Source organism: Actinorectispora metalli, from assembly GCF_056323685.1.
The window spans coordinates 2311065-2335767 of the sequence record NZ_JBREYE010000001.1 but is presented as its reverse complement, the minus strand read 5'-3'; the positions used below and the strand labels follow the sequence as shown (position 1 = coordinate 2335767).

Sequence of the window (24703 nt, the reverse complement as noted above, 5' to 3'; positions counted from 1 at the left end):
CAGGTGTAGCGAGTGGATTGTGTATTTAATGCCCGTCTGGCAGTGACGCGTCACCGGGTTGGAGAACTACGTTTCCGGGCCGTGGACACCACCAGAGTGATCAGTCTGTCGGTTGCCACGCACCAGGGCGCTGACCTCAGCCGATCGGAGATCGACGGCACAGACGAAGGAATCGAGACGGCAGCGGAACGTTTTCTGCTCGAATTCTTCACCAATAACCCGCGGGCGGGCAACTGCGTCCGCAGGCTCAATTCCGTACGGGCCGAAATCGCGGCAACGGGGACGTATCGGCACACCGCGCGGGAACTCGGCTACGCGGCCAGAAGGGCACTGCGCGGCAGCGGCTGGTGCGCGGGCGGCATTCCGTGGCAGCGGGTGGGCGTGCGCGACCTCCGCGAGGTGCGGGCCGCCGCCCAGGTGGCCGCGGCGTGCGTCGAACACCTGCGGATCGCCACCAACGCGGGCCGGATCCGACCGCTGGTCTCGGTCTTCGCCTCCGATGCCGCGGCCGTCCGCAACGACCAACTCGTGCGTTACGCCGGATATCCCAGCGCAGGCGGCCGGATCGCGGGCGATCCGCGCTACACCGGCTTCACCGAGGAGGTGGCCAGGCTCGGCTGGCGGCACCCTCGACACCGAGGCGACTTCGACCTGCTCCCGCTCGTCATCGACAGCCCCGACGGCGGCACCACGCTGTTCGCCCTGCCGCCGGACGCGGTGCTCCGGGTGCCGCTGCGACATCCCGAACTCGGCTGGTTCGCCGAACTGGGGCTGTCCTGGCACGCCGTGCCGGTGATCAGCAACATGCGGCTGACCGCGGGCGGCGTCGGCTACCCGACGGTGTTCAACACCTGGTACGTGGGCGCCGAGATCGCCAACCGCAATCTCGGCGACGAACAGGGCTACGCCGCGGCGCGCAGGGTCGCGACCCGGCTCGGCCTGGATACCAGAACCGACCGGAGCCTGTGGCGGGACCGCGCGGCGGTCGAGTTGAACCGGGCGGTGCTGCACTCCTTCGACGCGGCGGGCGTCACCATCGCCGACCACCACGCCGAGGCTCAGCTACGGCTGGCCCGACTGCGCGCGGGCGAGCGGTACCGGTTCAGCGCGTGATCCGGTCACACCGGACCCATGAACGCCTGGACGATGCCCATCGCGGCGCCAAGCACCAGTGCGATCAGAACGAGGGAGATGATGATCTTGGAGGTCTTCTGCAGCACGCGCACAGCGTGGCAGGCGCGGCCGAACGAGCGGTGAACAACACGCGCGGAGTCGGGTTCGGATGCCGGCAGGATCACAGTCATGGCAACGGTTTCTCGGTTCACCGCACCCGTCGTACTGCCCTGTGACCCCGCGTGCACGGTGCTGCGGGACGGCGCGGTGGATATCGGCGCGGACGGACGGATCGCCTACTGCGGGCCGGAGGACACCGCGCCCCCGCTGCCGCCGGGGGCGGTGGCCGCCCGGCAGACCGGAATCCTGCTGCCCGGCCTGGTCAACACCCACGCACACACGCCGATGACGCTGCTGCGCGGCGTCGGCGGGGACCTGCCGCTGCTGCGCTGGCTGCACGAGCACATGTGGCCCGCCGAGGCGCGTATGCGTGGTGAGGACGTGCGGGCGGGGATGCTCATCGGCAGCGTCGAGATGCTCCGCGCGGGCGTCACGACCAGCACGGAGATGTACTTCTACGCCGAGCACATGGTCGATGCGGTGCTGGCCGCCGGTGCCCGCGCGGTGATCGGGCCCGCCGTCATCGATGTGCCCGCGTGGGAGCGGCTGGGCACCTGGGGGCAGATGATCCAGGGCATCAGCGACTGGATCGACCGGGACGGTCTGCGCTTCGGACCCGGCGAGCGCATCGAGGTCAGCTATGCGGCGCATTCGGCGTACATGCTGCCGCCCGAGGCGCTGGCGCAGGTCGGTGCGGCAGCCCGGGAACGCGGTGCGCTGGTGCAGATCCACGTGGCGGAGGCCGCCGACGAGGACGTGAAGCAGCGGGCGGAGCACGGCTCGGTGCCGCTGCTGCTGGAGAGCATCGGCTTGCTGGAAGGCCGGGTGCTGGCCGCGCACGCGGTGCACCTGTCCGACCGGGACATCGAGGTGTTCGCCCGCCACGGCGTCGGCGTCGCGCACTGCGCGGGGTCCAACGCCAAGCTGGCCTCGGGGATGGCCCGCATCACCGAGATGCGGCGGGCCGGGATCGCGACCGGGTTGGGCACCGACGGGCCTGCCAGCAATGACGATCTTGACCTGTGGGAGGAGATGAAGCTGACGCCGATGCTGGCCAGGCTCGCGGCCTCGGACGCGTCGGCGCTCACCGCCACGGACGCGCTGCTGATGGCGACCAGCGAGGGCGCGGCGGCGCTCGGCCGCGACGACATCGGCGCCCTGGAGGCCGGGCGCTGGGCGGACCTGGTGCATGTCGGCGTGGACGATCCCGCGTTCTGCGCCGGGCTGGACGTGCCGGACCCGCAGCTGCTGTCGAACCTGGTGTGGTCGGCGGGTTCCCGCTGCGTCGACTCGGTGTGGGTGGCGGGCGAGCAGGTGGTGGACGGCGGGGTGCCGACCAGGGTGGATCAGGCCCAAGCCCTGCACGACGCCCGCAAGGCCGCGGCACGACTGCGTTAGCCGCTCCCGCAACCCGGCTCAAACGCGGCATCAGCCTCGCGGGCGCGACTGCGTGCCCGCCACGCGACGGGTGTGCCGCGATGCGGCATCAGCCTCGCGGGTGGTCGGCGAGGCGTGGCTCAGCCACGCGGTCTGGGGCGGACGACCACCTCGGTGACGTGTGCGTCCTCGCCCGCAGACACCGCGGCGAAGACGGCGTCGGCCACCGAGTCTGGCGTGAGGTAGTCGTCGGGGTTGAACTCGCCGCCCTCGGCGGCGCGTACCCCGCGCTGCATGTCGGTGGCGACCCGGCCGGGGTGCACCGAGGTGACTCGCAGCGCCGTCTCCTCCGCCCGCAGCACATCGGCGAAGGCTCGCAGGGCGAACTTGCTGGCCGCGTAGCTGCCCCAGCCCGCGTTCGCGTTCAGGCCCGCACCGGAGTTGATCAGCACCACGTGCCCGCCCGCCGCCCGCAGCGCGGGTAGCAGCAGCCTGGTGAGCTCGGCCACCGCGACCACGTTGAGCTCCAGGGTCCGCCGCCAGCTTTCCGCCGGGGTGTCCGCGATGGAGCCCAACTCGACCACGCCCGCGCTGTGCACGAGCACGTCCAGCCGGTCGATGTCCCGGCAGGCGGCGGCGAGCGCCTGCTCGTCCGTGAGGTCCAGCGGCCACGGCCGCGCGCCCGACAGCAACTCGGCGTGCGCCGCCAAAGCCTGTTCGTCGCGGCCGCCAAGCAACAGGTCGTGCGCGGGTGCCAGGGCCCGCGCGACAGCGGCGCCGATGCCGCGAGAGGCACCCGTGATCAGAGCAAGTGGACGATCACCCATACCCCGACCCTAGCGTCCTGAGTCGGAGGTTCGTCACCCGTCTTCCGCGCCCGGATGGCCGCAGGCGGCGTTGGCGAAAAACCCCGGTACACCCGGTACAAGCGGTTTTTCGCCGCCTTGCCTGCAACCATCCGGATCACGAAATACGGGCAACAAACCTCCGACTCAGGACGCTGGCTTTCGCCCGCGGCAGCGGCTCACCGCCGCGGGCGAAAGCGAGATCGCTAACAGCCGATGCGGCCACCGTCGGACTTGCGCACCGCGACCACAGCCGGGCGCGGCACGCTGGTGCCGCCGTCGGGCCAGTGCGACTGCGGGGCGGCGACGGTGCCGTCCTCGCCGGGGTGCTGCACCGAGACCAGCACGAAGCGCTCCTCGATCACCGGACCGCAGGTCTCCGCGCCCGCGGGCACCGTGAGGAACTGCCGAACCTTGCCGCGCTCCGGACCGGCCACCGGCACCGCGAACAGCCCGTCATGGCTGCCAAGCTGGTTGCCGTCGGTGGAGATCCACAGGTTGCCCCAGCGGTCGAAGGCCACGTTGTCGGGGCAGGAGATCGGGCTGATCTGGCTCCGGTCCACCTGCCCGCCGAAGTAGGTGTCCTTAGCGTTGGGATCACCACAGACCAGCAGCAGCGTCCAGGTGAACGTGGTGCCGGTGGCGTCGTTGCGGTCCTCGGTCAGCTCAAGCACGTGACCGTGCTTGTTGCGGATGCGCGGGTTCGGCTCGTCGACGCCGGGCTTGCCGGTGGCACCGCGGTCGGTGTTGTTGGTCAGCGCCGCGTACACCTTGCCGGTGTAGGGGTGCGGCTCGACGTCCTCGGGGCGGTCCATCTTGGTCGCGCCCGCCTTGTCGGCCGCGAGCCGGGTGAAGATGTAGACCTCCTCCGCGGTGAAGCCCTCCACGAAGCTGGTCTTGTTGTGGGCCAGCGGAATCCACTTGCCGGTGCCGTCGAAAGCCTCGTCCTTGGGCAGCGTGCCCGAGCCGTCGATCTCCGCCGCCGGGCTGTCGCCGGTGAACTTGGCGACGTAGAGCGTGCCGGAGTCCAGCAGCGTCTTGTTGTGCTCGCGGGCGCGCTTGCTGTCGCCGCGCTTCATCCGCCCGTCGGAGACGAACTTGTACATGTAGTCGAAGCGCTCGTCATCGCCCATGTACGCGACGACGCGGCCGTCGCGGGTGACGTGCACATTGGCGCCCTCGTGCTTGAACCGGCCGAGCGCGGTGTGCTTGATCGGCGCCGAGTTCGGCTCGTGCGGGTCGATCTCCACGATGTAGCCGAACCGGTTGACCTCGTTGGGCTCCTGGGCCACGTCGAAGCGCTTGTCGTAGCGCTCCCACTTGCGCAGGCTGGCCAGTCCCTTGATGCCGTAGCGGCTATTCCGCTCTTTGGCCTTCGCGTCGGGGACGTTGTCGGCGTTGGCGAAGTACTGGTTGAAGTTCTCCTCGCCGGACAGGATCGTGCCCCACGGCGTGACGCCGCCCGCGCAGTTGTTCTGCGTGCCGAGTACCTTGCGACCGGTCGGGTCGGCGGAGGTCTTCAGGTAGTCCGAACCGGCGGCAGGCCCACGCACCTCGAACGGCGTGGTGAGCGTGATGCGCCGGTTGTAGTGCTTGTCGAGCTTCACCTCGAGCTTGCCCGAGCGGCGGTCCCGCTCCACGACGACCACCGAGAGGCCGTGCGCGGCCCAGGCGATCTCCGCCTGCTCCTTGGTGGCGTTGTTCGGGTCCCAGGTGCGGAACATGTTGTTCTCGTTGGTGTACTCGTGGTTGCTGACCATGAGGAAGCGCTCGGTGCGCCCGCCCCGGTCCAGCGGCACGAGCCCGCAGAAGTCGTTGTTGAAGCCGAACTGCTGGGCCTGGGCCTTCGCGCTCTGGTCGTCGAGGTTGAACTTGGGCGCGCCGGGCAGCACCGGGTCGCCCCAGCGGATCAGCACCTGCTGCTCGTAGCCATCGGGCACCGTCACGGCGTCCTTGGTGTTGGGCGCGACGGGCGTGAAGTTGGTGCCCGGCGTCGGGCGACCGGCCTTGGCCTCGGCGTCGGCCACCGCACCAGCGGCCGACGGCGCGGCGGCGGCGGAACCGGCGGCGGCGCTCACACCGGTCGCGGCGACGGCCAGCACGGCGGCGGTCTTGAGCGCACCCCGGCGGCTGACCACCTCGGCGACGACATCACCGAAGTACGGGTTGTCCGAGGTGTTGGGCGCGTCGTGGGAACAGGCATTGCCACAGCGGTACTCACAGGTGACCGCGGATCTGCCCAGGGGGTGGTTGGGCAACAGAGGGAGCGGGACGACCCGCCCCAGCTCGGGCCGTGAGGACACAGGACCTCCAGAAGCTTTGCGGTGGGAACGGCCGAACCGTAGGCCGGTGAAACGGTTTTTCCTAGACGTGAAGGTGAACGCCAAACGAACTACCGCGCCGCAGATCACGATTGGATAGCTTCCCACCGCATGTCAGCGCCCATTCACTCCGCGTTCACGGCAAACGGATCATGTCGGGCAGGTGACGTGCCCTAAAGCTCCTCGCCGACCAGGGCGGCCATGGCAGGCACCCGGTGCGAATCCCGTTCGGCTCTGCCGGGCAGTCCGAGCACCACGGCCGCGACCAGACAGGCCGCCGCGGCGATCAGGAAGGGCGCCCGCACGAAGCCCAGCCAGGCCGCGATGTGCCCGACCAGGGTGGCGGCCAGCGCCCCGCCCAGCCACCGGCAGAAGTTGTATCCCGCGCTGGCCACCGGCCGCGGGGCGTCGCTCACGCTCATCGCCGTACCGGTGAACAGCGTGTTCAGCAGCCCCGACAGCAGCCCGGACACCACAACGCAGGCGATCAGCAGCGGCTTGTTCGGCACCGCCATCACGGCCAGCAGCAGCCCGTAGCCGATCACCACCAGCACGGTGGCCCGTCGCTCACCCAGCACCGCCGCCAGTCGCGGCGCCAACAACACGCCGGCGACTGCGACGCAGACACCCCAGGCGAAGAAGATCAGCCCGACCTCCACGGCACTGGCCTCGAGCACGAACGGCGACCAGGCCAGCACCGCGAAGAACGCGGCGGTGTAGAGCGCCGAGCCGATCGAGGTGCGCAGCAGCCCGCGGTGACGCAACGCCCGCAGCGGTGCCAGCGGGCTCACCCGCTCGCCCGCGGGTGCGTCCTTGGGCAGGAACAACGCGCAGGAGATCAACGCGATGCCCATCAGCGCGGCGGTACCTGCGAACGGCCCCCGCCAGGAGATGCTGCCCAGCGCCGCGCCCACCAGCGGCCCCGCGGACAGCCCGATGCCCAGCGCGGCCTCGTACAGCAGGATCGCCCCCTGCTGCCCGCCGGACGCCGCGCCGACGATCACGCTCAGGGCGGTGGCGATGAAGAAGGCGTTGCCGAACCCCCACACCGCCCGCAGCGCCACCAGCTGCGGGATCGTGTCGGCCAGCGCGCACAGCCCGGCGGCGATCACGATGAGCGTCAGCCCGCCCAACAGGGTGCGCTTGGCGCCGAACCGCGCGGCACTGGCCCCGGTCAGCAGCATGGCCAGCACCTGGACGCCCAGGTAGGAGGAGAACAGCAGCGTCACCTGCTCGGGGCCCGCGTGCAGCGCCTCGGCGATCGACAGCAGGATCGGGTCCACCAGCCCGATACCCATGAACGCGATCACCGCCCCGAACGCCGTCACCCACACCGCACGCGGTTGCCCCTTGAACACGTCCAGCAGCCGAACCCCATCAGAAGTCACTTAGCAACGCTAACAAATTTACATCGGCCTCAAATATAAAGTGCCTCACACACCGCCTGCCGATGTCCGCCACCGACGCGGGCAGATGGGTGATTGACGGTGGGTGCGCCGCCGGATGTTGTTGAGGTGTGCCCTTCGTAGCCCGTCGCAGCCTGGCGCTGCCGACCCTCATCACGATCCTGACCTCGCTGTTCGCGCTGCCCGCCACCGCGGGTACCGCGCCGCTGGGGGGAGCCGAACTGGACCGCCTCACCATCCCGGAGGCGCAGCGCCGGATGGCCGACGGCGACCTCACCTCCGTCCGGCTCACCGGCGCCTACCTCCAGCGCATCCGCAGGCTGAACCCCCGCCTGAACGCCGTGATCACCACCAATCCCGCCGCTCTGCGCGAGGCCGCCGAGAGCGACCGCCGCCACCGCCACCACCGACCGCTCGGCCTCCTCGACGGAATCCCGGTGCTGGTCAAGGACAATGTGGGTACCGCGACCATGCCCACGACGGCCGGTTCACGCGCGCTGCGCAAGCCCAACCCGACCGCCGACGCCACCCTGGTCCGCCGCCTGCGCGCGGCCGGGGCCGTCGTCCTCGGCAAGGCCAACCTCTCCGAGTGGGCCAACTTCCGCTCCGCCAAGCCCACCTCGGGCTGGTCCGCGGTCGGCGGGCAGACCAACAACCCGCACGTCCTGGACCGCAACCCCTGCGGTTCCTCCTCGGGCTCCGCGGTCGCCGTCGCGGCGAGCCTCGCCCAGGTCGCCATCGGCAGCGAGACCGACGGGTCGATCGTCTGCCCCGCGGGCATGACCGGCGTCGTCGGCTACAAGCCCAGCCTCGGCCTGGTCAGCCGCGCCGGGGTGGTGCCGATCTCGGGCGAGCAGGACACCGCGGGCCCGATGGCTCGACACGCCGTGGACGCCGCGGCCACCCTCTCGGTGCTCCAGGGCCGCGACCCCGCCGACGAGAAGACCGCCGACTACCCCGCCGACCAGACCACCGACTACGTGTCCGCACTGGACGAGTTCGGACTCAGGGGCGCTCGCATCGGCCTCTGGCGGCTCGACCTCGGCCCCGAGGTCGACGCCATGCTCACCCGAACCGCGGACCTGCTGCGCCGCAACGGCGCCACCGTCGTCGAGGTCACCCCGCCCTACCAGGACCAGTTGGCCAGGGACGAGTTCCCCGCGCTGCTCACCGAGTTCCACCGCGATATCGAGGCCTACCTCGCCACCCGCCCCGGTGTCCCGCAGACCCTCGACGAGCTCATCGAGTACAACCGCAACGACCCACTCGAACGGACCTGCTTCCCCGGCCAGGAGCTCTTCGAGGCGGCCGTCAAGGCCCCCGGTCCCGACGACCCGGGCTACCAGAAACTGCGCGCCAACCTGACCGATCTCGCGCGGCGGTCCATTGACGAGACGATGGCCGCCCACCGCCTCGACGCCATCGCGGCGCCGACCAACCCACCGGCCTGGACGACGGACTGCGTCCGGGGGGACAACGACGTCATCCCCTCATCCACCCCCGCGGCCGTGGCCGGGTACCCGCACGTCAGCATCCCCGCGGGCTTCACCGGCCCGCTCCCGCTCGGCCTCTCGCTGTTCGGGTCCCGCTGGTCCGACGCCAAGGTGCTCGCCCTCGGCGCCGCCTACGAGCAGGCGAGCAAGGCCCGCAAGCCACCGCGGTACCTCCCGACGATGCCGCCAAAGCCCTGAGGCTCAACGGATAACGGTGGGCACCCGCCTCTCGCGGGTGCCCACCGTCCTAGCGGTCGATTTCGCCGCGGATGAACTGCTCGACCTTGTCCCGCGCCTCGCTGTCGGAGTATTGCTCGGGTGGGGACTTCATGAAGTAGCTGGAGGCGGAGAGGATGGGTCCGCCGATGCCTCGGTCTTTGGCGATCTTGGCGGCGCGGATGGCGTCGATGATCACACCGGCGCTGTTGGGGGAGTCCCAGACTTCGAGTTTGTATTCCATGCTCAACGGCACGTCGCCGAAGGCGCGGCCTTCGAGGCGGACGTAGGCCCATTTGCGGTCGTCCAGCCACGGCACGTGATCCGAGGGCCCGATGTGGACGGCGGCCTTTTCCATCTCGTGCGGCACCTGGGAAGTCACCGACTGGGTCTTCGAGATTTTCTTGGACTGCAACCTGCTCCGTTCGAGCATGTTCATGAAGTCCATGTTGCCGCCGAAGTTCAGCTGATACGTGCGCAGTAGTTCCACTCCGCGGTCTTCGAACAGCTTCGCCAACACCCGGTGGGTGATGGTGGCGCCGACCTGGGACTTGATGTCGTCGCCGATGATCGGGACCCTGGCGTCGGTGAACTTCTGCGCCCATTCCGGGTCGGAGGCGATGAACACGGGCAGGGCGTTGACGAACGCGACCCCGGCGTCGATGGCGCACTGCGCGTAGAAGCGGTCGGCTTCTTCCGAGCCGACGGGAAGGTAGGACACCAGGACATCCGCCTGCGCGTCCTTCAACGCGGTGACCACATCCACCGGGTTTTCATCCGACTCGGTGATGATCTCGCGGTAGAACTCGCCAAGACCGTCGAAGGTGTGCCCGCGCTGCACGGTCACGCCGAGGGGCGGCACGTCACAGATCTTGATCGTGTTGTTCTCGCTGGCCACGATCGCCTCGGACAGATCCCGGCCGACCTTCTTGGCGTCCACATCGAACGCGGCCACGAACTCCACATCACGCACGTGGTACTCGCCGAACTGGACGTGCATCAGACCCGGAACCCGGGCGTCGGCATCGGCGTCGCGGTAGTAGTGCACGCCCTGCACCAGCGACGCAGCGCAGTTGCCAACCCCAACAATGGCCACCCGCACGGTGCGGCGGTGTCCGCTCATGGCCGGGTCCTCCTTTTTCTTCTGCTGTTCAGTTCGGCCCGATCACTGTTCTTTTCAGGTAGCAATCGGACGCCGGTGTTCATTCCTCGGCTGTGCGCTGCTCGGCCTGCTCGTGCGCGATGAGCTCGTTGAGCCACCGCACCTCGCGTTCCGAGCTGTCCAACCCCATCCGGTGCAGCTCTCGGGTGTAACGGTCGATCTGCTCACCCGCTCTGGCCAACGCCGACCGCAACCCCTCCCGACGTTCCTCGACCCGACGGCGCCGTCCCTCCAGAATCCGCATCCTCACCTCGGCGGGAGTCCGGGAGAAGAACGCCATATGGACGCCGAAGCAGTCGTCTTCCCAGGTCTGCGGCCCACCGTCGGCGAGAAGGTCGGCGAAGCGCTCCTTGCCCTCAGCCGTCAACTTGTACACGCGGCGAGCCCGTTTTCCCCAGGCCAAGGTCGGCGAGGTCGCACTGTGTTCCTCGTCGCTCTCCTCGGCGATAAGCCCCGCCCTGAGCAGCTTGCGCAGTGTCGGATAGAGCGAGCCGTACGAGAACGCCCGAAATGCCCCAAGGAGGTTGTGCAGCCGCTTCCGGAGCTCGTAGCCATGCATGGGCGCCTCATGCAGCAACCCGAGAATGGCCAGTTCCAGCACCGCGATGCCTCCTCCGCATTCGCTCCCCGCGATAGGACACCAGCTTATATCGGACCGATACATCTGGCAGGGTGCGCGCGGACCCCAGAACTCCGATCATCGGACGGCGGACCGGCAAGATCGGTCATGACGGCGGCCACTGCTGCCCTGAACGGCCCATAGATCGCCCTGGACAGGCACGTACCCTGTCAGGGTGCGAACCCAACGACAGGTCGTGGACTACGCGTTGCAGCGCCGTGCGCTGCTCGCGGAGGTCTACGCAGGTCGTCTCGGGGTCACGGAGGTCTGTGACGCAGGCCCCTACCTGCTGCGGGCTGCGAAGTTTCACGGCCAGCCGAGTGCGGTCACCTGCCCCGTATGCCGCAAAGAGCAGCTCACCCAGGTGTTCTGGGTCTACGGAGACGAGCTCAAGCACGCATCGGGATCCGCTCGCGCTCTTGAAGAACTCACCCGCATGGCGACACTGTTCGAAGAGTTCACCGTGTACGTCGTCGAAGTTTGCCGGACGTGCAGTTGGAACCACCTGGTGCAGTCATACGTCTTGGGAACGGGTGGCCACAGCGCCCCCGGTTCTCGTCGAAGGACTGCCGCCGAGTGACCAGCTCGTGTTGGAGCAACCGGGACGGAGCCGTCCCGGCGCCGGTCGACGACTCAGCGGTGGACCGCGCAGGACGCCGGTCTGGGAGGCAATAACTCGTGAACGACAGCCACAACCAGCGGCCCGGCCCGGGAAGGCAGCCGGGGCGACCCCCCGGTCGCGCACCAGAGCAGCCGAACGAGAGCACCGGTGCCTGGTCGCCAAGCTGGGATGACGACGAATCCCCTGCCAAGCCCGCCCCACCGCGCGGCGCCCCGCAACCCCCACCGCCCCCGCGCCCCGCGCCCAACCGCCAGCCCCCGCCCGCCGCCGGCGGCCCCCAGCGCGGCCCGCGACCCCAACCGCCCCGCCCCGCCCCGGCAGGCGCACCTGTGCCGCCACCACCCGGCCGGATGAACGGCGCGCCCGGAGCCCCCGTACCCAATGGACGCCAGGGCGTACCGGGCGGCCCGAACCGACCCATGGGCCGCGGCCCCGGCACCCCGCCGGGAGGCACGGGCATGGCACCACCGCCACTGAGCACACCACCCGGGGGAGCACCCCGTCCTGGCCGCGCCAGGACCCAACTCATGGCGGGTGGAAACGACTTGCTCACGCACCGCGACCCGATGCCAGGGCCTCCCGACGCACCGCCGGACCTTCCCGTCCGACCGCTCCCAAGCAAGCGGCGCAAAACCGAAGAAGAACTCCAGGCCGAAAAACGCGCCCTCCTGTGGCGCCGCGTCCGCAAGTACAGCGTCATCGCCGCCATCATCGGCGTAGCGGGCCCCCTGGTCGCCTTCATCCTCGGTTACATCTTCTTCGAGGTCGAACGGCCCCAGACGCTGATCGACAAGAGCAACAAGGTCGTCACGCTCAAATACTCCAACGGCGACGACCTGGCCAAGATCAGCCAGAACGGCGCCCGGAACGTGGTCCCTCCGGAGAAGATCCCCGATCACGTCAAGCAGGCTGTGCTGGCTGCCGAGGACCGGGAGTTCTACGAGCACAAAGGCTTCTCACCCACCGGTATCGCCCGTGCCGTCTGGAAGCAGGCAACAGGCGGATCGGGCGGCGGCTCGACGGTGACCCAGCAGTACGTCAAGAACGCCACCGGCGACGACGAGGCCTCCTACTGGCGGAAGTTCAAGGAAATCTGCATCGCCGCCAAGCTGGACCAGGCGTATGGAAAGGACGAGATCCTCTACGCCTACCTGAACATCATCTACTTCGGTCGCGGCGCCACCGGCATCGAAAGCGCGTCCAAGGCCTACTTCGACAAGTCCACCGACCAGTTGACAATCGCCGAGGCCGCCGTGCTCGGACAGGTCATCCAGCGCCCCACCGACTGGGATCCCGCCGTGGATCCGGAGCAGGCCGAGGCACGGTGGAACTACGTGCTCAACGGCATGGTCGAGATGGGGGCTCTGCCCAAGGCCGAGCGGGATGCCATGAAATTCCCCAAGGTGCTGCCCCGCAAGCCCGACGAAGGCAACGGTGTCTCCGGGTCCAGGCTGTTCATCAAGCGGAAGGTCGAGGCCGAGGTAATCGACTCCCTTGGCGTTTCCTGGGAGCAGGTGAGCCGGAAGGGCTACGAGATCACCACGACGATCGATCCCAAGGCGCAGAAGGCCTTGGAGGACTCCGTCGCCAAGGTGATGAAGGAAACCCAGCAACCCGAATACCTCAAGACCGCCATCGTCGCGATCGATCCCAAGACCGGCGGCGTGCTGGCCTACTACGGCGGCGAGGACGGCGCGGGCCTGGACTACGCCAGCCAATCCAGGCAGGAGCCGGGCTCGTCGTTCAAGCCGATCGTGATGGCGGCCGCCCTGAAGAAGGGCATCGGTCTCGGCCAGGAGTACGACGGAAGCTCCCCGCAGACCATCCGCGCCACGCCGTTCAACAACTCCGAGGGCAAGAGCCCCTGCGGCAAGCACTGCACCGTCCGCGAATCGATCGAGAAGTCCGTCAACACGTCGCTGGTGCACCTTGGTATCGACGTCGGCCTGAACAACGTCAAGCAGGTCGCACACGATATGGGCATCGCCAAGAAGGTCGGCAAGCAGGAACAGCTGGTCAACCCCCAGGGTGGCGAGCTGGAAGCGGGTATGTCGCTCGGCATGTACCCCGTGCGGGTCATCGACATGGCCACTGCCTACGCCACCTTCGCGAACGAGGGAATGCGCAACCCCACCCACTTCATCAAGTCCGCCAAGGGTGAGGACGGCGAGATCCAGCTGACCCTGGAGGAGCCCACGAGGGCCCTCGAGAAGGACGTCGTCAGCAACGCCACCGAGGCGATGCAAGGGGTGCTGCCGTACTCGAAGCTGACCTTGGACAGGAACCGTCCCGCCGCGGGCAAGACCGGAACCCACCAGTTCCAGAAGACCGCGGACAACTCCGACGCCTGGATGACCGGATACACCCCGCAGGTCGCCGCGGCGGTGTGGGTCGGTTCGGAACTCGCCCAACCCATCGAGGGCAACTACGGCGGGCGGAAGGGCCACCGGATCTACGGCAAGGACGAGCCCGGCGCCATCTGGCGGCTCTTCATGGACAGCTACCTCCGCGACAAGAAGGTGGTCAACTTCCCGCCGGTCGACCCGATCGGCAAGTACCGGTCCGAGACGTCCACCTCGAACTCGCCTTCCGAGTCCACGGAGCCGAGCAATCTCCCCGGCTCGACGTTCCCCTTCCCGACCGACTCCAACGCCCCCGGCTTCCCGACCAAGCCGAACCGGCCGTGCGGTGGAATCTTCAACCCGTGCACCAGCACAACCACGCCGACCCGACCTGGTGGAACCAACCCGACCGACGGCGAGTTCCCGCCGCCAAGACCGGGCCCCGGCGACGGCCGCGGCAAACCCGGACCGGGCGAGGATTTCTAGCTGGACGATCGGACGTGTCGAAGGGGCTTCTCCACAGCCACGGAGAAGCCCCTTCGGTTTCCTCGCCGGATCAACTAGACCCAGCGGGTCAGGTAGATGGCCCCCTTGTGCGAAGCGCCGGCACGGAACTTGTAGTTCGGGTGTGTGTTCTTGGCAGCGGAAGTGATGGAGTATCTGTTCTTGGTGATACCGAACGGGCCGCACTGCAGCCAGGTCCGGCCACCGTCCTGAGACCAGTCCATCCACACCTTGTCGTCGTCGTGGAGGCTCATGACACTGCTGCCCGCGAACCTGGCCCAACCTCTGTTCTGGCCTCGCACATTGCCGAACTCGAGCAGCAACACACTTCCCGTCCCCTCAATTTGGACACGGGCCGCATCCGAGCCGTCGAGGTCGTCCGGAATGTCTACGAATCCATTCGCGCCACCCGCGCAGTCCCTGGCATGCGCCACCGCTGATCCCATGGGGACGAGGAAAAGAGTGGAGACCGAAAGCACCAACGCGACGGTAATTTTCTTGAACATTTGATATACCTTTCATCGACAGCATCGAACTCCTGCGGCCAAGGATCTGGACGCCAGAAAAACGAGGCGAGCATTATTTCCCACCCTCCGTCCGGAAGGTGGGCACGTACCTATCCAGCTATTGGTCGGCCAGAAAAGAACCAGGGATTTGAATTATGTGGTTCGGCGACAGACGTCAGCCTCCGCGTACTTCACGTCGGGCCGACCGGAACCGACACCCGTGAGGGAGAATTGATAGCACAACGAGTAAGCGGGCACTTGATCCAACAAGACTCTGCCTCTCCGCAGAGAATAGCAATGCGACGTCGACCAAATCTCCTGAACGCTTAACGTCGACGACTTCACCTTTTCCTCACTCGCTTTCTCGCCGATCTCGGCGTCGGAGAGTTCGCCATCTACCGCAGCCACTCGCAACGAGTCGGACAGTCGAGGAGCGCGACTTCTCATCTCCTCATTCGCATCACGCTCGCCGGTGATCGCCCCGCAGCCCGGAAGCATGCACACCGACACGAAAGCCAGCATCAATGCCGCACTTCTTGCCGCGATCATTTTCACCGCCGTATCGCATCTGAGCACAATTCACTCCCCATATCGTGCGGCTCGCAATGCATCTGTCATCACACGCGCGTATGCATCCGTCCCCTTGCCGTTCGGGTGGAAGCTTTCTCTGCTCACGCAAGGCCGGTCCCGCGTAAACGGAGCCGTGATCGCCGATTCCGGAACACAACTTGACCGAAAATCGCCACGACGGAAGTCGTCGCCCCCCTTCGGGCCCCGCATCAATGGATTTACCCATTCATCGTCGTTACATGCCGCATGCCCATGGCGATAACCCAAGCCCACCTGGCAACGGGTTGGGGCGAACACAGTTGACTGACGTATCCCCCGGCCATACTCGCGCTCCCCCCGGAGCGCCTTCCACCTCCGGCGAGGAGGGTAAGCAGCCGGTCCGTCGCAAATCAACAGAAGGACGGAGTAATTCGGGTGACCGCCGCCACTGAAAGTGGAAACTATTGCGTGCATTAAACACAACCGGATCCCCAATTAATCGTACTTCCATCGCAATCCGTACCGCTTCTGGGCGTGTGGGGGTATGGGACCGTAGGTTGATCGGCGTACGATCCGCGCGTGTCCAGAGGGATCAGTGGGGTGGGGGCGGCGGAGGACGAGCCGGGGATGACGGCGGTCGCTTCGCGGATTGACACGGAGTCTTTGGGGCCCGGGGATCGGGTGGTGGCCAGTCGGACGGAGCCGTTGGCGCGGTTGGCCTCGAGGGTGTTCGGGGGGCCGCTGGGGGAGCATGCGGTGGTTGGGCGGGCATGGTTTTGGACGCCGCTTCGGGTGATCCTGCTGCTTGCCGTGACGTTCTTGGCGTTGGGGTATTTGGCCAAGGCGCCGTGTGTGCAGACCTATACCGACACTGCCGGGGTGTTGCAGCTGGACTGGCGGGACAGTCGGCAGTACACCGCGATGTGCTACTCCGACACCGTTCCGCTCTACACCGCGGAGCGGTTGGACAAGGGTGGCTTTCCGTATGCGACCTCGTGGGTGGACAACGAGGGGACGCCGCAGGCCCAGGTGCGGTACATGGAATACCCCGTCCTCACGGGGCTGTTCCAATGGCTCAACGCGAAGCTGACCAACGGGTATCTGGTGTTGTCGAGTTCTGGGCTGCTGCCCTCGACGTTGCCGGTGGTCATCTACTTCGACATCACCGTGCTGTGGCTGACCGCGGCGTGGATGATCACTATCTGGGCGGTGGTGGGGCTCACCAGGCGGCGGAAGTGGGACGCGGCGATCGCGGCGGTCTCACCGCTGGTCGCGGTCCATGTGTTCACGAACTTCGACGCGTTGGCGACGGCGTTCGCGGCGACCGGGATGTTGGCTTGGGCGCGCAAGAGGCCTTGGCTCGCCGGGGTTTTGCTGGGGCTGGGTGGCGCGGCCAAGTTGTATCCGCTGTTCCTGATCGGGCCGCTGCTGATCCTGTGTCTGCGGAGCGGGAAGCTCAAGGATGGGCTGAAGACCACCTTGGCGGCGGTCGTCGCGTGGTTCGCGGTGAACCTGCCGATCGCGTTGAACTATCCGGCGGGGTGGCGGGAGTTCTTCCGGCTGAACACCTCGCGTGGGGCCGATCCGGACTCCATCTACAACGTCGTCTCGTACTTCACCGGCTGGCAGGGCTTTGACGGGCCGCTGGCGCACGGGCAGCCGCCGACGGTGCTGAACACGGTGACGGCGGTGTTGTTCCTGGTGTGTTGTGCGGGGATCGGCTGGATCGGGCTGACCGCGGCGCGGCGGCCGCGGTTCGCGCAGTTGGCTTTCCTTGTCGTGGCGGCCTTCCTGCTCACCAACAAAGTGTGGAGTCCGCAGTACTCGCTGTGGCTCATTCCGTTGGCGGTGCTCGCGTTGCCGCGTTGGCGGCTGCTGCTGGCCTGGATGGCGGTCGACGCCTTTGTGTGGGCGCCGCGCATGTTCTATTACCTCGGCGAGGACAAGAAGGGGCTGCCGCAGGATTGGTTCCTGGGGGCGGTGGTCCTGCGGGATCTGTTCGTCATCGCCATGGTGGTGCTGGTCATCCGGGAGATCTACCGGCCCGAGTCGGACAAGGTGCGGCAGGCCGGGGACGACGATCCGTCCGGGGGTGTGCTGGAGGACGCGCCGGATCGGTTCCGGTTGGGTGGGCGGTCCGCCGATCACGGTCGGGTGAGATCGGGCGACGAGGCCGTCGAGGAGCCGTCGCCCGCGGGTGCGGGGCGCTAATCTCGCCGACCGGGCAGGGTCGGCGAGGAATGGAGCGTTTCGGGATGGTTGTTCGGTTGGCGGCGTTGGTCGGCGGTCTCGTGATGGTCGCCGCGGGCACCGCGTTCGGTGCGGCACCGACGGTCGAGGCCCGCATCGGCGAGTTGCGCTGTGAACCGCAGCCCAGGGTGTTCGTCAACGTCTGGCGCAAGGCCGAGGGCGATGACCTGACGCCGTTCGTCATCAAGCTCAACGGCAAGACGGTCAAGGGGGGCGCCGTGGGTTACCTCGGTGTGGTGCAGACCGATGTCGAACTGCCGAACGGCCGGGCCTCGCACCTCGAGGTGATCTCACGAGACAGCGTGGTCACCAGTGCGCGGCACGCGCCGGCCTGCTGAGGTCGGTTTCCGGCACCTCATCGCTGCGTAGAAACAGGAAGAAAAGGCAACCCAGCAGCGCGACCTGGCCCCACACGCCCATGATCACGGACTGGGCGGCGGGGCCGTCGTAGATGCCGATCGGCTCGCCCGCCTGCACCAGGTACAGCCAGCGGAAGATGCCGATGCCCAGGGCGGCGTCGGCGACGAGGTAGGCGGCGATCCAGCCCCAGCCGACCCGCAGCAGCACCAGGAACGGCAGCAGCCACAGCGTGTACTGCGGCGAGTGCACCTTGTGCAGCAGCATGAAACCGCACAGCATCGCGCCGCACACGGCGATCAGCGGGAAGCTGCCGTCCCTGCGGTACCGGCGCCAGCCCAACGCCATGGCCACCGCGAAGGACACCAGGATCATCAGCGGCGACAGCCAGTCGACCATCGCCTGGAAGCCCTCGTTCTCCGGGTTGGACGCGGGGCGGAAACCCCAGAACCACAGCGAGTTCGTGGTGATGTCCACCTGGCGAAGCTGCTGGAAGGTGATGGAGGCCCGCCAGCCTTCGTAGCCGAACGCCATGAACGGCAGGTTCACCGCGATCGCCGTGCCCGCACCAGCGGCGAGCACGGCCAGCGCGCCACGAACGTCTCGGCCGTGGCTGTAGACGTAGAGCGCCAGCGGCAGCACGAAGATCCCCGGGTACAGCTTCACCGCGGCACCGAGGCCCAGCAGCACAGCCGCGGGCAGGAAACGCCTTTGGCGCGCCAGATACAGCGCGCCCACCGTGGCCGCCACCGCGGGCAGGTCCCAGCTGTGGAAGGCGTAGAGCACCAGCGGCGGCGCCAGCGCCCAGATCAGGGCGCGCCACCGTGTCATGCGCCCGAGCAGCCAGGCCACCGCAAGGGCGAAGGGCGCCAACAGCAGCGCGGAGACGGCCAGGAAATCGGCGTCGTTGTCGGCGAACGACGCGCCCGCCCACATCAGCACGCCAGTCAGCACCGGGTACTCCACCGAGCCGCCGTAAAGCTCGCCGTCGGGGCTGATGCCGCCCTCGACGTAGGGGAAGACGTGGCGGTTGATCTCCCGGCCGATCCACAGGTGCTGGATGTCGGAGTAGCACATCTCGCCGTAGGCACGTTCGACATACGCCGGTCCGCTGCGGCCGCGGTCGTCGAACTCCGGGCCGGTGCAGCGGTCCTTGTTCGCGAAGCCCGCCAACAGGGTCAGCCCGCACAGCACCACGAGCATGGCCAGCCCCGCGCCGGTGAACCGCGTCGGCCGCCGCGGCAGCAGGACGGGCCGCTCGGCGGTGGCGCTGACGAGGCTGCCTTGGGTCACCGCGGAAGCTTGCCCCGGAGGAACTCGATGTCCGCGGACTGGCCCTCGGCCGGGGTCTCCACCACGACGGGCGCGCCAGCCTCGGCGCAGACGGCGAGGAGAAGCTCGGGCTCGATCATGCCGCTGCCGATGTTGGCGTGCCGGTCGCGGCAGGAGCCGAACTCGTCACGGGAGTCGTTCAGGTGCACCAGGTCGATCCGCCCGGTGATGGCCTTGACCCGTTCCACCACGCCGAGCAGCGCCTCACCGCCCGCGTGCGCGTGGCAGGTGTCCAGGCAGAAGCCCGCGCCGAACTCGCCGACCTCGTCCCACAGCCTGGCCAGCATGTCGAACTTGCGCGCCATCGCGAAGTCGCCGCCCGCGGTGTTCTCGATCAGGATCGGCACCGCGAAGCCGCCCGCCTCGGCCTGCCGCTCGAACAGCTTGCGCCAGTTGGCGAAGCCCTCGGCCGGGTCGTCGCCCTTGCTGACGTGGCCGCCGTGCACGATGAGCCCGGCAGCGCCCACGGTCGCCGCGGCCTCCGCGTGCTGGCTGACCAGCTTGCGGGAGGGGATGCGGATGCGGTTGTTCAGCGTCGCCACGTTGACCACGTAGGGCGCGTGCACGAACACGGTGAGCTCGCTGTCCCGAAGCTGGTCGGCCTGCGGGTGCGGCTGGGGCTTCTTCCACCCCTGTGGATCGGCCAGGAAGAACTGGACGACATCGGCCTCGCGCCGCAGTGCCGCGCCGAGCGGGTCGTCGTCACGAACGTGGGCCCCGATACGCATGCGCACGAGGGTAGTGGTCGGCTCCGACACTCTCGCACCGCGATACACCGGGATGTACGCGCAGAGAGAACGACCGGGCGGACACCGTTTTGCGCCAAACGGCCTAAAATTCGACTGGCCGGCCGTAGCCGGCGTCACTAAATCAGCGTACGGTCGTGAGTTACCAGCCGGTAGCCACCATGGAGGTTCATGGGCATGCGCAGGTTCTTCACCTTGACCGCTGCGGTGTTCGTGCTGGTGTTTTCCAGTGCTTTCGCTGCCATCAGCACGTCTACAGCCGCCGCACCACTCACGGTGGGCAGTTGTAAGACCACGGTCAGTGGCGAACCTGGCCAGGCGGTGCAGATGAGTCCTGCCGCGGTGTCCGGACGGGTGGGCGGCATCATCCGCGCCGTTCCCATCCTCGGACCGCTCGTGGTCGACGAGGCGATGCAGGTCTTCACCGGCAAGGGCCCGATCCCATTGGGCGCGATGCCCGCCTCGGGTGAGACCGCCGTCTCCGGCGGCACGATCGCGACCAAGGTCAACCAGCGTCTTCGCGAGATCCCCGTCCTCGGGCAGGTCATCGCGACCGTGACCGGCGGCGTGACCAAGGCACTCGGCGGTGAGTGCGGCGTCCTGATGCGTGTCATCCAGAAGGTCGTCGAGCCCGTCCAGCAGGGTGTCGACGCCATCGGCGGCGCCGCCCAGCAGATCCTGCCCGGCAGCCCAGGTGGCCCCGGCAAGCCCGCTCCCGGCACCCCGCCAGGTCCGGGCAACCCGGGCACGCAGCCGCAGGTCCCGCCGGGCCAGCCCGTGCCGGGCCAACCGCAGGCACCGATACCCGGCGCCTCGGAGAACGGGGCGGTACTCAACCCGAACGGCTTCCTGAGTCAGTTCCGCAACGGCCGGGTTCCGATGTACGACTACACCAACCTGCCGTACGCGCTGCCAGGGCAGTTCGCACCGTCGCCCGCGTTCCGCTACGGCGAGGGCATGGGCCATGTGCCGGAGTTCGGCATCCTGGGTTGGGACCAGAACAACCGCGACGGCGTGATGAACGCGGGCAGCGCGGTGTCGGTGCCGCTGGCATTGAACGGCCGGGTGGCGGCGCCCATCGTGTTCGCCGCACTGGCACTGGCCATGGTCGCGGCGGCATTGGTGCGGACCGTGTTGCTGCGTCGCACGCGCTCCCGTCTGAACGGCTGACCAGCCTCCTCCCGGGGGCGGCCGAGAGCCGCCCGCGGGGAGTTGTTAGCCTTGTCAGGTTGCTGACGCGACGACCCTCCTGCCACGGAGAGCCCGTGGCCGCCGAGTCCACAGGAGGTGAGTGGTCCTCATGCGTCATTACGAGATGATGGTCATCCTCGATCCCACCCTCGATGAGCGCACCGTTGCGCCGTCGCTGGACACGTTCCTCAACGTGATCCGCGAGTCGAACGGCACCGTCGAGAAGCTCGATGTCTGGGGCAAGCGCAGGCTTTCCTTCGAGATCAACAAGAGCACCGAGGGCATCTACGCGCTGATCGACATCAACTGCGAGCCCGAAGCCGTCAAGGAACTGGATCGCCAGCTGAACCTGACGGAGTCCGTGCTGCGCACCAAGGTGCTGCGGCGCACCGTCCGGGCAGCCTGAGTCGCGGGAGTCGCCAACCAATGGCAGGCGAAACGACGATCACCATTGTCGGCAATCTGACGGCGGACCCCGAACTGCGGTTCACCCCGTCCGGAGCTGCGGTTGCCAGCTTCACGGTTGCTTCGACGCCGCGCACCTTCGACCGCCAGAGCGGCGAGTGGAAGGACGGCGACGCGCTGTTCATGCGGTGCAACATCTGGCGTCAGGCGGCGGAGAACGTCGCCGAGTCGCTCACCCGCGGTTCGCGGGTGATCGTCCAGGGGCGGTTGCGCCAACGGTCCTACGAAACCCGCGAGGGTGAGAAGCGGACCGTGGTGGAGATGGAGGTCGACGAGGTCGGCCCCTCGCTGCGCTACGCCACGACGAAGGTGAACAAGGTCAGCCGCGGCAGCGGTGGCGGTGGTTACGGGGCGCCCGCAGGCGGCGGCTCCGGTGCTCCCGCCGATGACCCGTGGGGTTCGGCCCCGCCCGCCGGTTCCGGCGGCGGGTTCTCCGACGAACCGCCGTTCTAGACACCGCAGAAGACGAAGACCACAGGTGCTCAACCGGCGGCAGCACGCCGCCCTGACCGAGCCCACAACCGCGTCCGTAACAGGAGGACGACACCATGGCCAAGGCGCCAGTTCGCAAGCCTAAGAAGAAGGTTTGCACGTTCTGCAAGGACAAGTCCGCGCAGCTGATCGACTACAAGGACACCACGCTGCTGCGGAAGTACATCTCCGACCGGGGCAAGATCCGGGCCCGTCGTGTGACCGGCAACTGCTGCCAGCACCAGCGCGACGTCGCCATCGCGGTGAAGAACGCCCGTGAGATGGCCCTGCTCCCTTACACCTCGACCGCCCGCTGATTGACAGGAGTGCAGAGGAATGAAGCTCATCCTCACCACTGACGTGAGCGGCCTCGGCGGTCCTGGTGACGTTGTCGAGGTCAAGGACGGCTACGGCCGCAACTTCCTGCTGCCCCGCGGCATGGCCATCGCGGCCACCCGCGGTGCGGAGAAGCAGGTGCAGACGATCCGCCGGGTCCAGGAGTCCCGTCGGGTCCGCGACCTGGACCACGCCCGCGAGCTCAAGGGCGCGCTGGAGGGCATCAGCCCCGTGAAGCTGGCGGCCAAGGCCGCCGAGGGCAGCGGCAAGCTGTTCGGCTCGATCACCAACGCTGATGTGGTGGCCGCGATCCGGGCCGCCGGTGGCCCCACGCTGGACAAGCGCATCGTCGAGCTTCCCGGTCACATCAAGACCGTCGGCAAGCACCAGGTGACCGTCCGGCTGCACCCCGAGGTCAAGTTCGCACTGAACCTGCAGGTCACAGCGAGTTGACACTCGTGACGCCCCAGCGGGCTCGGCGGAGTGACCTCACCCGCCCATCCCGTTGCTGCCGCGTCAAATAGATCACGCTGGGAAAGCGCCGTCCCGTTCATTCTTCCGAACGGGCGGCGCTTTCACTCTTTCGGCGCAATAGTGCGTGACGACGATCAAGATGTGACAGTTGCTCCGCGACACGCCATGCAGGGCGTCACAGGCAACACGCCGAACCCATTTGGAGTCATTTTCTCCACAAGTTGTACACACCCTTTGAGGTGCGGAATTCCGGCCACCGAGCCGAGTTGTCCCCAGGTTCTCCACAGGTCGCCGGAAGCCTGTGGCCAGTCATCCCGAGGCATCCACAACCTACTCACAGGTTTGCCCACAGCCTCATTTGCTTGCTCCGGTCGGGGGATCTAGCGTCCCCGCTCGCGCCCTGTGTAGATCGCCGTGTTGGTGCTTGGCTTCGCTTCGACGGCCATAGAACATAGGTGCGACAACATCGCCGTGAATCCGGTGGGGAGGGGAGATCCGGTGGCACTGATCGACGATCGTGGTCCCGCGATGGGCAGCGGGCCAGGGGGGTTCGACCGACAGCCTCCGCAGGATCTGCCCGCGGAGCAGTCCGTGCTCGGCGGCATGCTGCTCTCCAAGGACGCCATCGCCGATGTGGTGGAGGTGCTGAGCCCCGGCGACTTCTACCGGCCCGCGCACCAGGCCGTCTACGACTGCATCCTGGACCTCTACGGCCGCGGTGAACCCGCCGACCCGATCACCGTCTCGGCCGAGTTGGAGCGGCGCGGAGAGCTGCTCAGGGTGGGCGGGGGCCCGTATCTGCACACGCTGATCGCCACCGTGCCCACCGCGGCGAACGCGGGTTACTACGCGGAGATCGTCTCGGAGAAGGCGATCTTGCGGCGGCTGATCGAGGCGGGCACCCGCATCGTGCAGCTTGGCCACAACGGCGCAGAGGGCGCCGAGATCGACGATGTGGTGGACCGGGCCCAAGCGGCGATCTACGAGGTCACCGAGCGGCGGACCAGCGACGACTTCATCGCGCTCGAAGAGCTTCTGCAGCCCACGATGGACGAGATCGACGCCATCGCTTCCCGCGGCGGCGCCGCACTGGGAATCCCCACCGGCTTCACCGACCTGGACGCCGTCACCAATGGCCTGCACCCCGGCCAGATGATCATCATCGCGGCCAGGCCCGGCGTGGGCAAGTCGACGCTGGGATTGGATATTGCCAGGTCAGCGTCGATCAAGCATGGGATGACCAGCGTCATTTTCTCGCTGGAGATGAGCCGCACCGAGATCGTGATGCGCATGCTGTCCGCGGAGGCGCGCATCCGGCTGGGTGATATGCGTGGTGGGCGCATGAATGACGAGGACTGGACGCGGTTGGCGCGGCGGATGAGCGAGATCAGCGAGGCGCCGCTGTTCGTGGACGACTCGCCGAACATGACCATGATGGAGATCCGGGCGAAGGCCAGGCGGCTGAAGCAGCGGCACGACCTGCGGTTGATCGTGCTCGACTACATGCAGCTGATGAGCTCGGGCAAGCGGGTCGAGTCGCGGCAGCAGGAGGTCTCGGAGTTCTCCCGGCAGCTCAAGCTGCTCGCCAAGGAGCTCGAGGTGCCGGTGATCGCGATCAGCCAGCTGAACCGCGGCCCCGAACAACGCACCGACAAGCGTCCGATGCTGTCCGACCTCCGTGAATCCGGCTCCCTGGAACAGGACGCCGACATGGTCATCCTGATCAACCGCCCGGACGCCTGGGAGCGCGACGACCCGCGGGCGGGCGAGGCCGACCTGATCCTCGCCAAGCACCGTGCGGGCCCGACGAGCACCATCACCGTGGCCCACCAGCTGCACTACAGCCGCTTCGTGGACATGGCCCAAAGCTGAACGCGGGTTGTAGC

Annotated in this window: 23 protein-coding genes; 13 read left to right on the top strand and 10 right to left on the bottom strand. The window is 67.8% G+C overall.

Annotated features, from left to right (window positions below; translation table 11 throughout):
* The first annotated feature begins 81 nt into the window (after nt 1-81).
* Complete coding sequence (locus ACU6XJ_RS10920; protein ID WP_476309316.1) at nt 82-1113, top strand: nitric oxide synthase oxygenase; 1032 nt, start codon at nt 82-84, stop codon at nt 1111-1113.
* Between the two features lie 5 nt (nt 1114-1118).
* Here the strand turns inward: ACU6XJ_RS10920 and ACU6XJ_RS10915 are convergent, their stop codons facing one another.
* Entirely contained in the window at nt 1119-1304 is a 186-nt protein-coding gene (locus tag ACU6XJ_RS10915; protein ID WP_476309313.1) for a hypothetical protein, read from the bottom strand.
* Between ACU6XJ_RS10915 and ACU6XJ_RS10910 the strand changes: the two genes are divergently transcribed.
* Nucleotides 1303-2631, top strand: a complete 1329-nt coding sequence (locus ACU6XJ_RS10910; RefSeq protein ID WP_476309311.1) for an amidohydrolase family protein — start codon at nt 1303-1305, stop codon at nt 2629-2631. The genes ACU6XJ_RS10915 and ACU6XJ_RS10910 overlap by 2 nt on opposite strands.
* A 119-nt stretch (nt 2632-2750) precedes the next feature.
* Here ACU6XJ_RS10910 and ACU6XJ_RS10905 read toward each other — a convergent pair whose 3' ends face one another.
* From ACU6XJ_RS10905 to ACU6XJ_RS10895, 3 genes are all read right to left on the bottom strand, one after another.
* Nucleotides 2751-3437: an SDR family oxidoreductase gene (locus ACU6XJ_RS10905; protein ID WP_476309308.1), complete on the bottom strand. Its 687-nt coding sequence runs from the start codon at nt 3435-3437 to the stop codon at nt 2751-2753.
* Nucleotides 3438-3661: 224 nt separating this feature from the next.
* Nucleotides 3662-5713 carry a PhoX family protein gene (locus ACU6XJ_RS10900; protein ID WP_476309305.1) on the bottom strand — a complete coding sequence of 684 codons (2052 nt, stop codon included), beginning with the start codon at nt 5711-5713 and terminating at the stop codon, nt 3662-3664.
* 236 nt (nt 5714-5949) lie between these two features.
* Nucleotides 5950-7164 carry an MFS transporter gene (locus ACU6XJ_RS10895; protein ID WP_476309302.1) on the bottom strand — a complete coding sequence of 405 codons (1215 nt, stop codon included), beginning with the start codon at nt 7162-7164 and terminating at the stop codon, nt 5950-5952.
* A 275-nt stretch (nt 7165-7439) separates the two neighbouring features.
* Here ACU6XJ_RS10895 and ACU6XJ_RS10890 point away from each other — a divergent pair, with 275 nt between their 5' ends.
* Nucleotides 7440-8873, top strand: a complete 1434-nt coding sequence (locus ACU6XJ_RS10890) for an amidase (RefSeq protein WP_476313928.1) — start codon at nt 7440-7442, stop codon at nt 8871-8873.
* Nucleotides 8874-8922: 49 nt separating this feature from the next.
* Here ACU6XJ_RS10890 and ACU6XJ_RS10885 read toward each other — a convergent pair whose 3' ends face one another.
* Together ACU6XJ_RS10885 and ACU6XJ_RS10880 are read right to left on the bottom strand one after the other, a co-directional pair.
* A complete protein-coding gene (locus ACU6XJ_RS10885; RefSeq protein WP_476309301.1) occupies nt 8923-10014 on the bottom strand; it encodes an inositol-3-phosphate synthase in 1092 nt (363 codons plus the stop codon).
* Nucleotides 10015-10093: 79 nt separating this feature from the next.
* Entirely contained in the window at nt 10094-10654 is a 561-nt protein-coding gene (locus ACU6XJ_RS10880; protein WP_476309299.1) for a PadR family transcriptional regulator, read from the bottom strand.
* A gap of 193 nt (nt 10655-10847) precedes the next feature.
* On the opposite strand from ACU6XJ_RS10880, the gene ACU6XJ_RS10875 reads away from it, so the two are divergent.
* Both ACU6XJ_RS10875 and ACU6XJ_RS10870 read left to right on the top strand, forming a co-directional pair.
* A complete protein-coding gene (locus ACU6XJ_RS10875; RefSeq protein WP_476309297.1) occupies nt 10848-11252 on the top strand; it encodes a DUF5318 domain-containing protein in 405 nt (134 codons plus the stop codon).
* A gap of 569 nt (nt 11253-11821) precedes the next feature.
* Nucleotides 11822-14122: a transglycosylase domain-containing protein gene (locus ACU6XJ_RS10870; RefSeq protein WP_476309295.1), complete on the top strand. Its 2301-nt coding sequence runs from the start codon at nt 11822-11824 to the stop codon at nt 14120-14122.
* Between the two features lie 74 nt (nt 14123-14196).
* Here the strand turns inward: ACU6XJ_RS10870 and ACU6XJ_RS10865 are convergent, their stop codons facing one another.
* Complete coding sequence (locus ACU6XJ_RS10865) at nt 14197-14646, bottom strand: hypothetical protein (RefSeq protein ID WP_476309292.1); 450 nt, start codon at nt 14644-14646, stop codon at nt 14197-14199.
* Nucleotides 14647-15822: 1176 nt separating this feature from the next.
* Here ACU6XJ_RS10865 and ACU6XJ_RS10860 point away from each other — a divergent pair.
* Complete coding sequence (locus ACU6XJ_RS10860; RefSeq protein ID WP_476313926.1) at nt 15823-17406, top strand: glycosyltransferase family 87 protein; 1584 nt, start codon at nt 15823-15825, stop codon at nt 17404-17406.
* A 44-nt stretch (nt 17407-17450) separates the two neighbouring features.
* A complete protein-coding gene (locus tag ACU6XJ_RS10855) occupies nt 17451-17783 on the top strand; it encodes a hypothetical protein (RefSeq protein ID WP_476309289.1) in 333 nt (110 codons plus the stop codon).
* Here ACU6XJ_RS10855 and ACU6XJ_RS10850 read toward each other — a convergent pair.
* The 3 genes from ACU6XJ_RS10850 to ACU6XJ_RS10840 form a co-directional block, all read right to left on the bottom strand.
* Nucleotides 17752-19095 (bottom strand): glycosyltransferase family 87 protein, encoded by a 1344-nt coding sequence (locus tag ACU6XJ_RS10850; protein ID WP_476309286.1) that lies wholly within the window; start codon nt 19093-19095, stop codon nt 17752-17754. The genes ACU6XJ_RS10855 and ACU6XJ_RS10850 overlap by 32 nt on opposite strands.
* The gene (locus ACU6XJ_RS10845; RefSeq protein WP_476309283.1) at nt 19092-19862 is read right to left on the bottom strand and encodes a deoxyribonuclease IV; all 771 of its coding nucleotides are present in this window, start codon (nt 19860-19862) and stop codon (nt 19092-19094) included. The genes ACU6XJ_RS10850 and ACU6XJ_RS10845 overlap by 4 nt, the downstream gene beginning before the upstream one ends.
* A 137-nt stretch (nt 19863-19999) precedes the next feature.
* Nucleotides 20000-20155, bottom strand: a complete 156-nt coding sequence (locus ACU6XJ_RS10840) for a hypothetical protein (RefSeq protein WP_476309280.1) — start codon at nt 20153-20155, stop codon at nt 20000-20002.
* Between the two features lie 52 nt (nt 20156-20207).
* Between ACU6XJ_RS10840 and ACU6XJ_RS10835 the strand changes: the two genes are divergently transcribed.
* The 6 genes from ACU6XJ_RS10835 to dnaB all read left to right on the top strand — a co-directional run bounded on the left by ACU6XJ_RS10835 (nt 20208) and on the right by dnaB (nt 24689).
* Nucleotides 20208-21050 (top strand): hypothetical protein, encoded by an 843-nt coding sequence (locus ACU6XJ_RS10835; protein ID WP_476309278.1) that lies wholly within the window; start codon nt 20208-20210, stop codon nt 21048-21050.
* A 130-nt stretch (nt 21051-21180) separates the two neighbouring features.
* The gene (gene rpsF / locus ACU6XJ_RS10830) at nt 21181-21477 is read left to right on the top strand and encodes a 30S ribosomal protein S6 (protein WP_476309275.1); all 297 of its coding nucleotides are present in this window, start codon (nt 21181-21183) and stop codon (nt 21475-21477) included.
* A 20-nt stretch (nt 21478-21497) separates the two neighbouring features.
* Nucleotides 21498-21989 (top strand): single-stranded DNA-binding protein, encoded by a 492-nt coding sequence (locus ACU6XJ_RS10825; RefSeq protein WP_476309272.1) that lies wholly within the window; start codon nt 21498-21500, stop codon nt 21987-21989.
* A gap of 95 nt (nt 21990-22084) precedes the next feature.
* Nucleotides 22085-22324 carry a 30S ribosomal protein S18 gene (gene rpsR / locus ACU6XJ_RS10820; protein ID WP_476309269.1) on the top strand — a complete coding sequence of 80 codons (240 nt, stop codon included), beginning with the start codon at nt 22085-22087 and terminating at the stop codon, nt 22322-22324.
* 19 nt (nt 22325-22343) lie between these two features.
* Nucleotides 22344-22796 carry a 50S ribosomal protein L9 gene (gene rplI / locus ACU6XJ_RS10815; protein WP_476309266.1) on the top strand — a complete coding sequence of 151 codons (453 nt, stop codon included), beginning with the start codon at nt 22344-22346 and terminating at the stop codon, nt 22794-22796.
* 519 nt (nt 22797-23315) lie between these two features.
* A complete protein-coding gene (gene dnaB / locus ACU6XJ_RS10810) occupies nt 23316-24689 on the top strand; it encodes a replicative DNA helicase (protein WP_476309263.1) in 1374 nt (457 codons plus the stop codon).
* Nucleotides 24690-24703 lie beyond the last annotated feature (14 nt).